Origin of the sequence: Pseudomonas kilonensis, from assembly GCF_001269885.1 — a bacterium.
In the GTDB taxonomy this organism is placed as follows: domain Bacteria; phylum Pseudomonadota; class Gammaproteobacteria; order Pseudomonadales; family Pseudomonadaceae; genus Aquipseudomonas; species Aquipseudomonas kilonensis.
The window spans coordinates 240334-251814 of record NZ_LHVH01000024.1; the positions used below are offsets into that span (position 1 = coordinate 240334).

The window sequence follows — 11481 nt, forward strand, 5'->3', positions numbered from 1 at the left end:
CTGCTTCAGGGGTGGGCTTTTTTATACCTGAGTTCAGTTACCCCCGACGCAAAACCGGCCATCGCCCCCAACGCTGGCGAAACCATCCGTAACCGCTGACCAGCAAGATCCCGCCCAGCACCAAAGCCGCGCCAACGATGAAGTTCGGCTCCAGCGGCTCATCCAGCAACCAGACGCCAAAACCGATGCCAAACAGCGGCGTCATGAACGACAGCACCCCCAGTTGCGAAGCGAGGTAGTGGCGCAGCAGCGAGAACCAGATCAGGAAGCTGGCGAAGGACACCAGCAACACCTGGAACGCCATGCTGGCAATGAGTTGTGGCGTGGGGTTGATCGTCGTTTGCCCCAGCGCTATCGACATTCCGATGAGCAACACCCCGGCGCCAACCAATTGGTAAAGCAGCGTCTGGCTGGCCGGCAGATTCGTCAACCGCGAACAGCGTACCGTCACCGTGGTTGCGCCCCACAGCGCACCAGCCAGCAAGCCCATGCCGTCACCGAGCAACGAACTGCCGCTCGCCGCGCCCGAGCCGCCGCTGAAAGCCACCACGATCCCGCCGAAGGCAACGGCGATGCCCAGCCATTGCGCCGGCTTGAGGCGTTCGCTCGGCAGTTTCCAGTGCAAGCCGAGGGCGGCGAACATTGGTGCGGTGTAGAGGAAAATCACCATGTGCGAAGCCGTCGTATGCCGCAGGCCTTCGCCCACCATCACGAACTCCAAGGCAAACAACAGCCCCACCAGCATGCCCGGGCGCCAACTGCCATCGGCCAGGGACAGGCGTTCACCGCGCACCAGCACCAACAACCAGACCAGTACCGCAGCGATGGCCGAGCGCACGCCCAGTTGCAGCATCGGCGCCATGTCGGCGGCGCCGGCCTTGATCGCGACTTGCTGGAAACCCCAAATGGCACAGAGGCCGGTCATCAGGGCGCAGACCTGGCCATCCAGGGCGCGGCGGGTGGTCATGGGAACGGTCCTTGGGCAGAAAGAGATGAAAGGATTGTCTGCCTGACACCTTTGCTGGATATAGTGATTACCCGACAAGCCATCTCGGTAATCCGCCATTGCGGTCGATATGCAGCCTCCAGCCCAACATCTGAAGATACCTCCGTTCGAAGCGGCCCTGCCCTCGCCGATTTTCTTTCGCAGTGCCTGCATGCCGGCCCATGCCACTTACCCCCGGCACCGGCATGCCTGGGGTGAGTTCGTCTACTCCTACAGTGGCGTGATGGAAATCGAGATCGCCCAGCACCATTACCTGGCGCCACCGCAGTACGGCATCTGGCTGCCGCCGGACATGGAACACGTTGGCTTCAATCGGCATGAGGCCTGCCATTGTTCGTTGTACCTGGCGGCCGAACTGTGCGACGCGTTGCCCGCCGTACCCTGCGCGCTGACCTTGAGCCCGCTGATCCGCGCCCTGCTGGAAGAACTGCGCAGCGACCCACCGAGCCAGCCACAGACGCCCGAGCAGCAGCGTTTGCTGCAGGTGCTGGTGGACAAGCTGGCGCAGGCACCCCATGTTGGCAGCTATCTGCCCTCCTCGGATGATCCCCTGCTGGGCCCCGTGCTGCGAGCCTTGGAGGCGAACCCCAGCGACCCGCGTTCCTTGCCACAACTGGCCCGCGCCGCCAACACCACCGAGCGCACACTGATGCGCCGGGCCCAGCGGGACCTGGGCATGTCATTGGTGGAATGGCGCCAGCGCCTGAAAGTCATCGAGGCCCTGGCCCTGCTCGAACGCGGCCAGAGCGTGGAAACCATCGGCCTGGACCTGGGCTACAGCAGCGCCTCGGCGTTCATCAGCATGTTTCGCAAAATGATGGGCACCACGCCGGATGAGTATCGGCGCCGACATATGGCTGGATGATGAGGCGATGCTGGAATCGTCATCGCGAGCAGGCTCGCTCCCACAGGGATTTTGGGTGTTCATGAGCTTTGTGTTCACCACAGCTCCATTGTGGGAGCGGGCTTGCTCGCGAAGGCGGTGGGTCAGCTTGCAGGGATGTGGGATGTGACGGCCCCTTCGCGAGCAAGCCCGCTCCCACAGGGTCTGTCGGTAGCCATCAATCATGGGGTCAGCGCAGGCCCACTGTGGGAGCGAGCTTGCTCGCGATGACGGCGGTGGGTTTGACATCGATTTCGGCACTGACCCCAAACCGCCCCGCCATCTCCCGGCGGCCACTGGCCGTCACCCCCAGCGCCCGGCTGTCCAGGTCCTGGATCACCCATTTGCGCTTGATCGCCACTTGCAGCAACGCCGCGCCCAAGGCACCGCCCAGGTGCGGGCGGCGCATGCTCCAGTCCAGGCAGGGACAGGCGAATCGGCGGCGTTGCGTGGCAAGGTGCTGGACATCGATGCCCAAGCCCTCGAACACCGCCGCCCCGGACTCACTCAGCCGATAGCCATCGCCTTCCACCTCTATCAACCATCCAGCCTCGATCATCCGGTCATGCAGGCGCACCGCCAGAGTGCCGGCCATGTGGTCGTAGCAGGTGCGAGCAAATTGCAGGCGATCCGGTGTGCGCGGGGTGAAGGTCGGTGCGGCGCTCTGGCCGATCACCATCAGCGCCTCCAGAGCCTGGGCGACGCGCGGGTCGGCCAGGCTGTAATAACGATGACGGCCCTGGACATGCAAGCGCACCAAGGCCATCTGCTTGAGTTTCGCCAAATGGGCGCTGGCGGTCGAGGCGCTGACCTCGGCGATGCTCGCCAATTCGGTGCTGGTGCGGGCATGGCCGTCCATCAACGCGCACAGCATCCGGGTGCGCGCCGGTTCGGCAATGGCCGCCGCCACTTGGGACACGCCCAGGTCATGGTGCTCTGCGTTCATATTTCGCTCCCCGACGAATCAAGCCATGCATCGACTGGAGATAGTAGCAACACTTTCTCCATCACGAACAAGGCCGCGCTTCATGGACCCGATCACCGCCGCGACACATTCCGACCCTTACCCTTTTTACGCCGCCCTGCGCGCTGCCGGCGGGCTGGCGTTCGATCCCGGGCTGAACCTGTGGATCGCCAGCAGCGCCGAGGCCGTTTGCGCGGTGCTGCACCATCCCGATTGCCATGTGCGCCCGACCCACGAGCCCGTGCCAAAGGCCATCGCCGAAGGGGCGGCCGGACGGGTGTTCGGCCACCTGATGCGCATGAACGAAGGGGAACGGCAGCGTTGCCCGAGGGCGGCGATTGCGCCGCGGTTGCAGGGCATCGATCCCCGGCAGGTCGAGGCACTGGTCAGGGCCCGCTTTCTCCAAGAGGGCGCCGAAGGCCTGCACCAGGCCCAATTCATCGGGCCGGCCAGCGTGGTCGCGGCGTTGCTGGGTTTCAATCCGACGGACTGTCACCGGGTCAGCGAATTGACCGCAGACTTCGTCGCCGGTCTGTCGCCCTTGAGCCAAGCACCACAACTGGACTTGGCGCACCGAGCCAGCGAGCAACTGACCGGTTTAATCCAGGAGCGGATCGAGGCACAGGACAGCCCTTTGCTGCTGGGCATTGGTCAAGGCTTCGAGGGCGCTGATCCAGACAGTAAAATCGCCAACCTGATCGGGTTGCTCTCGCAAACCTATGAAGCCACCGCAGGCCTGATCGGCAACACGTTGCTGGCGCTGATCGGCGATCCAGCGTTGCGCCGGACGCTGCGGGAGGCCCCCACACAGATCGGCTCATTGCTGGCCGAAGTCCAACGTTTCGACCCGCCGGTGCAAAACACTCGCCGCTTCATCGCCGCGCCCTGCGAAATCCTCGGCACTGCGCTGAACCCCGGGGAGGTGCTCCTGGTGCTGCTGGCCTCAGCCAACCGCGACCCGCAACTCAACCCGCAATCAGACACTCTGCTGCTCGACCGCCCGAACCGCCGCAGCTTCAGCTTCGGCAGCGGGCGCCATGAATGCCCAGGCCAAACCCTGGCCATGGACATCGCCTGCGCCACGCTGACGGCGATTCTGGAGCGCGAACCGCTCCTGGATCAGTTGACCTGGTGCTATCGCCCCTCCGTCAACGGCCGCATCCCGCTGTTCAGCGAGCGGTCACGTACCGACAGGCCATGACACGCTCAGCCATCAATCATCCCGCGTCAGGACTTCCAGCAACTCGATTTCAAAGATCAGGTTGGCGTTGGGCTTGATGTGGGCCCCCATGGACCGCTCACCGTAGGCCAGGTGGGCCGGCACCCACAACTTGCGCTTGCCACCGACTTGCATGCCCATCAGGCCCAGATCCCAGCCCTTGATGACGCGACCGGTGCCGATCACGCATTGGAAGGGTTTGCCGCGACTGTAGGACGAATCGAATTCGGTGCCGTCTTCGAGGGTGCCGCGGTATTGGGTGGTGATCAGCGCACCTTTGACTACGCTTTTGCCGTCGCCCTGTTCCAGGTCGATGATTTGCAGCTCTTCATTCATGGCGGTATCCCTCGTGTGATCCAGGCGCGGGGTTTTCGCAGAAATCCGGGCGCATGGCAAACGTTGTATGCCATGCGGCAGGGAACCGCGACGGCCTCTTCGGTTCACATGGGTATCGTCCCTGCATTTCAGATAAGGATTTTCTGATGTTCGACTCTCGTCCGCTCCACGGTTTCATTCCGCCGTACATCCTCAATCGCATCATCGCCCACGGCTCCGAACAGCAACGCTCCAGCGCCCTCGGCACCTTGACCCACGTGCGCAGCCTGCGACACAACCCCGGGCCGCCCGGCAACCTTCCCGCCGCCGCGAACCGGCCCAAGCCCGGCAAGGCCGGACAGCCGCAACGCAGCGTGCATGACGCCCAGAACAGCATGGAACTGCCCGGCCAGCCGGTCCGCCTGGAAGGCCAGCGGGCCAGTGGCGACCCAGCCGTGGACGAAGCCTACGACGCCCTCGGCGCCACCTATGATTTTTTCTGGAAGGTCCTGGGGCGCGACTCCATCGACAACAAAGGCTTCGCCCTGGTGGGCAGCGTGCATTATGGCCAGGGCTATGAAAACGCCTTCTGGAACGGCGCGCAAATGGTGTTCGGCGACGGCGATGGCGAAATCTTCCAGCGCTTCACTCGCTCCCTGGACGTGGTGGCCCACGAGCTGGCCCATGGTGTCACCGAAAGCGAGGCCGGCTTGATCTACGCCAACCAATCCGGTGCGCTGAACGAGTCCATCTCCGATGTGTTCGGTGTGCTGGTCAAGCAGTTCGTACTTGAACAGACCGCCGACCAGGCCGACTGGCTGATCGGCGCCGACCTGCTCACCGACAAGATCAACGGCGACGGCCTGCGCAGCATGTCCAACCCCGGCAGCGCCTACGATGACCCGTTGCTGGGCAAGGACCCGCAACCTTCGCACATGCGCGAATTCGTCATTACCCGTGAAGACAACGGCGGCGTGCACATCAACTCCGGCATCCCCAACCGGGCCTTTTATCTGGTGGCGACCACGCTGGGCGGATTTGCCTGGGAAAAGGCCGGCCGGATCTGGTATGAAACCTTGTGCGACCGAAGATTGGCCAATGACGCGTCCTTCAGCGCCTTCGCCCGCCTGACCGTCGAGCACGCCCGCCAGCGCTTCGGCACGCGGGAAGTGCAAGCGGTGCAGAACGGCTGGGCCCAGGTCGGCGTCGACCTGACACAGGAGAGCTGATGAAAACCCTTCCAGACCTCGACGACAAGGCGGTGATACGGCTGTCGCGCCAGGGTGGCGTCGCCGCCATCCATGCGCTGACCCGACCACGGGAAATCGAGTTCGCCCAGTGCGACCTCGACCAGCGCACCCGCATCTGCTCGGTCCTGGAGGGCTGCCTGCCGCTGACCTCCTCCACGCCCGGGCGCGGCGACCAGCGTTTTTTCCAGATCGAGGTGCACTATCGCGCCAACGACCAGGACGACGAGATGGTGCTGCAGGTGCCCGAGGACCGGGCACCCGGCGAGCTGGTTCACCTGTGGGACAAAGGCGAAGTGCTCTAACGTGTGGCCGGCACGATCTTGACGATGGCGCCGGACACGGTTTCGACCAGCAAGTACTTGTCGTCGATCTGCACCCATTGCTGCTCGTTTGTCGGTTGCTCGAGTTTCTTCTGTTTCCAGTCTTTCATGGCCCTGTCTGCGCGCTGGTAGTCCGCCGGTACCCGGTCGTTCGCCACCAGCCTGCGGCCATTGCTTGGCGAATGCTCCAGGGCCTCCCCGGTTTTCTCGACCGCTTGCGCAACAGGCCCAAGGGCTCCAAGGCCGGCGATCAGGACCAGGCTGGCGATCAGGGATGGTTTGCGCATAGAAAAAACTCCAGTTATTCGAGGGACTGAATCTGGGACTTCGCGGGCGGCGAATCATTCCTTAATTTCTGGAAACTGTACCCCCTGCTTGCTCCCGCTGAACCCTGTAGGAGCTGGCGAAGCCTGCGATCTTTTGATCTTTTGATCTTTCGCTTGAGACTCAAGTGTCTGGGGAAAGATCGCAGCCTCGTTGCACTCGACAGCGCCTACAGAGCCGAGCGGGAGCAAGCTCCCTCGCCACGGGTTGTGCCTGGCATGGCATAGTGGCAAGCCTTGGCCCAACACCCGCCGGACGGACCCATCATGAGCACCACCGCCTCTTCCCCTGCCCTCAAGGAAATCTTCAACAACGCCCGCCTGGAGCACATCGCTGGCGAAATGCGCGCGGTTTACCCAGCGTTCGATGCCCCGGCGTTTTTGCACATGGCCAACGACGGGCTCGCCGAGTTGTCGGTGATGCAGCGCATGGCCCGGGTCAGTGAGTGCCTGCATGCGGTGCTGCCCCTCGATTACGAAGCGTCGCTGGAAGTGCTGCGGGCCCTGGCCCCGCGCCTGAACAGCATGTTCGTCAGCATGTTCCTGCCACACTACGTGGCGTCTTATGGCCGACATCGCTTCGACGTGTCGCTGGACGCGCTCAAGTATTTCACCCGGTTCGGCTCCTCGGAGTTCGCCGTGCGGCACTTCCTGCGCGACGACCTGGAACGCACCCTCAAGGTCATGCACGACTGGGCGCTGGACGCCAACGAGCACGTACGCCGCCTGGCCAGCGAAGGCAGCCGGCCGCGCTTGCCGTGGTCGTTTCACCTGGAGCCGATCCAGGCCAACCCCGACCTCGCCGCCGCGATCCTCGACACGCTCAAGGCCGACGATAGCCTGTATGTGCGCAAATCCGTGGCCAACCACCTCAACGACGTCACCAAGCAGCATCCCGACTGGGTGCTGGACCAGATCGAAGGCTGGCCGCTGCAGGACCGCCACACGGCGTGGATCGCCCGGCATGCGCTGCGCAGCCTGATCAAACAAGGCAACCCCAGGGCGTTGGGTGTCATCGGGGTCGGCGGCAAGGCACAGGTCCAGGTGCTGGATTTGCAGGTGACGCCTGCGGTGATTCGCCTGGGGGAACAGGTCACCCTGTCCTTCACGGTGCAATCAACCCTTGGGCAGAGCCAACGCCTGGTGATCGACTATGCCGTCGACTACGTGAAAGCCTCGGGCGGCACCTCGGCCAAAGTCTTCAAGCTCAAGACCTTCGACCTGCCCGCCCAGGGTTGCGTCAACCTCAGTCGCTCCCAGCACATTCGCGAGTTGACCACCCGCAAACATTACGCGGGCCGGCATGCCGTGCACCTGCTGATCAACGGCGAGCGGCTGGGCAGCACGGCGTTCGATATCGTGCCTTGAAGTGGCTCAGCCCGCCGCTATCCGTTGCGCCTGGCGAATGTCGTGGATGAACCGCTCGGCCGGCAGCGGATGACCCAGCAGATAGCCCTGCAGCGAATCGCAGCCCAACTGGGTCAGGAAGTCTTGTTGCACATCGGTCTCCACGCCTTCGGCGACGATCCGCAGGCCCAGGGCCTGGCCGAGGGCGACGATGGCCGAGACGATCGCCGCGTCATCGCTGTCGTGTTCCAGGTCACGCACGAAGCCGCGATCGATCTTCAGCTCGTTGGCCGGCAGGCGCTTGAGGTACATCAGGCTCGAGTAGCCGGTGCCGAAGTCGTCGATGGACAGGTCCACGCCCATGTCCGAGAGCTGTTGCAGCACCGTCATGCTCGCGTCCGCATCGCTCATGGCGGTGGTTTCGGTGATTTCCAGGGTCAGGCTGTTGGCCGGCAGCTGATGCGTTTCCAAGGCCTTGGCCACGCTCTGTACCAAACCGGTATGGCAGAACTGCAACGCCGACAGGTTCACCGCAATGCGCCAGTCGGTATAACCGAGCACGTACCATTCGCGCATCTGCCGACAGGCCTCGTTCAGCACCCATTCGCCGATGGGGATGATCAACCCGGTCTTTTCCGCCAGGTCGATGAAGGTGTCAGGCATCAACAGGCCCTGGGTCGGATGGGTCCAGCGCAACAAGGCCTCGGCCCCGACCGGCCGGCCGTTGGTCGCGTCGAACTTGGGCTGGTAATACAGGCTGAACTGCCGCTGCTCAAGGGCCAGGCGCAAGTCTTGCAACAACTGCAATTGCTTGCGGGCGTTGCTGTTCATCGAGGCGTCGAAGAAGCTGTAGCCGTTTTTGCCGGCGCCCTTGGCGTGGTACATCGCCGCGTCGGCGTTCATCAACAGTTCGTCGGCGCTCTGGCCGTTGCCAGGGTAAACGGCGATGCCGACGCTGGCGGAGATCTGCAAGTCATGCTCAGCCACCCGGAACGTGCGTGCGATCAAGCCGACCTGACGTGCCGCCAGTTGCAAGGCATCGTCCGGTTCAGTCAGTTGCACCAACAGCACGAACTCATCACCGCCGATCCGCGCCAGGGTGTCCTGGCTGCGCAGGTCTTCGCGCAGGCGCAGGGCCACGTCCCGCAGCAACAAATCGCCCATGTGGTGACCAAAGGCGTCGTTGACCGGCTTGAAACCATCCAGGTCGATGAACATCAGGGCGAAGCAGCCACCCTGCCCTTGCACACGGTGCATGGCCTGATCGATACGATCAGCCAGCAATACCCGGTTGGGCAGTCCGGTGAGGGGGTCGTGCAGGGCCAACTGGGTCAGTTCCCGGTTGGCCAGGGTCAGCGATTGCGCCAGCTCCGCAGTGCGGGCTTCCAGGCGCGCATCGAGAATCGACGTCAGCAAGGCGATGGCCAGCACCGCCAGGGTGGTGATCAACACCAGATTGTCCAGGCCCTTGCCGCTCAAGCCGTCCAGGGAGCCACAAAAGCTGCCGTCGCTGAACCGCGCGCCGGCCATGCCGGTGTAGTGCATGCCGACGATGGCCATGCCCATGACCACCGCTGCACCTGCGCGAGCCAGACGCACATGGGGGGTGTTCTGGCGCAGGCGAAAGGCAATCCACAACGCCGCCGCCGAAGCGCCGACGGCAATCACCAGCGAAGCCCCGAACAGCGTCGGATCATAGTCGATGCCTGGCTGCATTCGCAGCGCGGCCATGCCGGTGTAGTGCATGGTGCTGATCCCGGCCCCCATGATCAGCGCACCGAAGGCCAGTTGCCACGCCGGCAATCGTGGCTGGCTGACCAGCCACAGGGCAAAACCGCTGGAAAGAATCGCGACCAGCAGCGACAGCGCGGTGATCGATATGTCGTAGCCAAGCTCCACCGGCAAGCTGAACGCGAGCATGCCGATGAAGTGCATGGACCAGATGCCCACCCCCATCGCCAGCGCGCCCCCGGTCATCCATAAATGCGTGGCACGCCCCTGGGCGGTCGCGATCCGCCCGGCCAGGTCCAGCGCGGTGTAGGACGCCAGCACGGCAACAAACAAGGAAATCGAAACAAGGGCGGGGGAATAACTGCCGATGAGCATGGTTTTTTTCTCGTAACTGGAGAACCGGACTGCTTCCATGCCCGGTTGAAGGCCGGCGATTGTACTGAATCGTGACAGGGACGCACGAAGCAAATACCAAAAAGCCATCAACGCTGGGATATTTTCGACGAAAGACACATCGTCGATTTTTCAGAACTCACAGCTATTTTTCAGGCAAGTACGAATTCCCCTTGTGGGAGCGGGCTTGCTCGCGAAAGCGGTGGGCCAGCTTACATTAAAGTTGAATGTCACGACGCCTTCGCGAGCAAGCCCGCTCCCACAGGAATCTGTGTCGTCATGAAGCACGCGACCAACACAAGACCTTGTGAGCGCTTGCGGACAAACACCTGGCCCACGCCATTCAGCTATTATCGAAAAACCACTTCAAGGAGGATTCATTCATGGGCGTTCCCGCCAACCGGGCTTTGACCACCGCGCTGGTAGTAATCGATGTACAGAACGACTTCATCCCCGGCGGCCAACTGGCGGTACCGGGGGGCGATGAGATCGTGCCGCTGATCAACCAGCTCGGCCATTCATTCAGGCACGTCGTCCTTGCGCAGGACTGGCACCCGGCCGGGCACGCCTCGTTTGCGTCCAGCCACCCGGGCAAGCAACCGTTCGACATCGTCCAATTACCCTATGGCGAGCAGAAACTCTGGCCCGACCACTGCATACAGGGCAGCAACGGCGCCGCGCTGCACCCGGCACTCGACCTCGCCCATGCCAAGCTGATCATTCGCAAGGGCTGCAACCCGGACATCGACAGCTATTCAGCCTTCATGGAAGCGGACCACCAGACCCCCACCGGTTTGACCGGCTATCTCAAGGAGCGCGGCATCGACACGGTGTACCTGGTGGGACTGGCCCTGGATTTCTGCGTGATGTTCTCGGCGCTGGATGCCCGGTTGGCGGGGTTCAATGCGGTGGTGATACTGGATGCCTGCCGGGGCATCGATATCGACGGCTCGATGGAGGCGGCAATCCGACGGATGCAGGAAGCAGGCGTGCAATTGATCGAGTCCAGCGCGATAGACGGTCGCCCCTTCGCTTGATCGCTCATACTAGCCGCCTCCCCTCTGGACAGTGAGTCTCCATGCCCTTCCTCGCCCGCACCCACCCGCGTCTGTCCAGCGCCACGGTCCTTGGCCTGGCGGTGGGTATCCTGGTTCCCGTGGACTCGATCATCAGCAAGATCCTGATCGGCTGGAATACCGGCGTCTGGACCTATCTGGTGCTGATGTCCTGGCTGACCGTGCGGGCCAAGGCGCCCGACGTCCGGCGCATCGCCGAAATCGAAGATGAAAATGCCGGGCTGGTCCTGCTGGTGGTCTGCATCGCAGCGCTGGCCAGCCTGGCAACCATCACCCTCGAACTGGCCGGCAGCCGCGACCTGCACGCGGCCGGCAAGCTGTTGCACTACGGCTTTACGGCAATGACCGTGATCGGTTCCTGGTTGCTGATCGGGGTGATCTTCAGCGTGCACTACGCGCGGTTGTATTACACCTGGGAAGGCAAGGAGCCGGCGTTGCGGTTTGCCGAAGGGCTGACCACGCCCAACTATTGGGATTTCCTGTATTTCTCTTTCACCATCGGCGTGGCGGTGCAGACCTCGGACGTGGGCGTCGCCACACGGCAACTGCGCAAGATCGTCCTGGCGCAATCGTTGATCGGGTTTGTGTTCAACACGGCGATCCTGGGGTTTTCGATCAATATTGCGGCGGGGTTGTTTGGGTGAGGAAAGTTGG

At 63.1% G+C, this 11481-nt stretch carries 12 protein-coding genes; 7 read left to right on the forward strand and 5 right to left on the reverse strand.

The window, feature by feature from the left end; translation table 11 throughout:
* Positions 1-37 precede the first annotated feature (37 nt).
* Positions 38-967 (reverse strand): DMT family transporter, encoded by a 930-nt coding sequence (locus AD662_RS17330; RefSeq protein WP_018605874.1) that lies wholly within the window; start codon positions 965-967, stop codon positions 38-40.
* 109 nt (positions 968-1076) lie between these two features.
* On the opposite strand from AD662_RS17330, the gene AD662_RS17335 reads away from it, so the two are divergent.
* Positions 1077-1871, forward strand: a complete 795-nt coding sequence (locus AD662_RS17335) for an AraC family transcriptional regulator (RefSeq protein ID WP_014337838.1) — start codon at positions 1077-1079, stop codon at positions 1869-1871.
* A 208-nt stretch (positions 1872-2079) separates the two neighbouring features.
* Here the strand turns inward: AD662_RS17335 and AD662_RS17340 are convergent, their stop codons facing one another.
* Positions 2080-2835 (reverse strand): ArsR/SmtB family transcription factor, encoded by a 756-nt coding sequence (locus AD662_RS17340; RefSeq protein ID WP_053189147.1) that lies wholly within the window; start codon positions 2833-2835, stop codon positions 2080-2082.
* A gap of 82 nt (positions 2836-2917) precedes the next feature.
* Here AD662_RS17340 and AD662_RS17345 point away from each other — a divergent pair, with 82 nt between their 5' ends.
* Positions 2918-4054, forward strand: a complete 1137-nt coding sequence (locus tag AD662_RS17345) for a cytochrome P450 (RefSeq protein WP_053189149.1) — start codon at positions 2918-2920, stop codon at positions 4052-4054.
* 12 nt (positions 4055-4066) lie between these two features.
* Here the strand turns inward: AD662_RS17345 and AD662_RS17350 are convergent, their stop codons facing one another.
* Positions 4067-4408 carry an FKBP-type peptidyl-prolyl cis-trans isomerase gene (locus AD662_RS17350; protein WP_003202944.1) on the reverse strand — a complete coding sequence of 114 codons (342 nt, stop codon included), beginning with the start codon at positions 4406-4408 and terminating at the stop codon, positions 4067-4069.
* Between the two features lie 146 nt (positions 4409-4554).
* Between AD662_RS17350 and AD662_RS17355 the strand changes: the two genes are divergently transcribed.
* Positions 4555-5616, forward strand: a complete 1062-nt coding sequence (locus tag AD662_RS17355; protein ID WP_018605883.1) for a M4 family metallopeptidase — start codon at positions 4555-4557, stop codon at positions 5614-5616.
* The gene (locus AD662_RS17360) at positions 5616-5939 is read left to right on the forward strand and encodes a protealysin inhibitor emfourin (protein ID WP_014337835.1); all 324 of its coding nucleotides are present in this window, start codon (positions 5616-5618) and stop codon (positions 5937-5939) included. Before AD662_RS17355 ends, AD662_RS17360 begins: the two co-directional genes overlap by 1 nt.
* Here the strand turns inward: AD662_RS17360 and AD662_RS17365 are convergent.
* Positions 5936-6244, reverse strand: coding sequence for an RcnB family protein (locus AD662_RS17365; protein ID WP_053189151.1), 309 nt, complete (start codon positions 6242-6244; stop codon positions 5936-5938). The two genes, AD662_RS17360 and AD662_RS17365, sit on opposite strands and share 4 nt — an antisense overlap.
* A gap of 303 nt (positions 6245-6547) precedes the next feature.
* Between AD662_RS17365 and AD662_RS17370 the strand changes: the two genes are divergently transcribed.
* Entirely contained in the window at positions 6548-7648 is a 1101-nt protein-coding gene (locus AD662_RS17370; protein WP_053189153.1) for a DNA alkylation repair protein, read from the forward strand.
* Between the two features lie 6 nt (positions 7649-7654).
* Here the strand turns inward: AD662_RS17370 and AD662_RS17375 are convergent, their stop codons facing one another.
* A complete protein-coding gene (locus AD662_RS17375; RefSeq protein ID WP_053189155.1) occupies positions 7655-9733 on the reverse strand; it encodes a putative bifunctional diguanylate cyclase/phosphodiesterase in 2079 nt (692 codons plus the stop codon).
* 401 nt (positions 9734-10134) lie between these two features.
* On the opposite strand from AD662_RS17375, the gene pncA reads away from it, so the two are divergent.
* Positions 10135-10788, forward strand: a complete 654-nt coding sequence (pncA, locus tag AD662_RS17380) for a bifunctional nicotinamidase/pyrazinamidase (RefSeq protein WP_053189157.1) — start codon at positions 10135-10137, stop codon at positions 10786-10788.
* A gap of 41 nt (positions 10789-10829) precedes the next feature.
* Complete coding sequence (locus AD662_RS17385) at positions 10830-11471, forward strand: DUF1345 domain-containing protein (RefSeq protein WP_053189159.1); 642 nt, start codon at positions 10830-10832, stop codon at positions 11469-11471.
* The last annotated feature ends 10 nt before the right edge of the window (positions 11472-11481 follow it).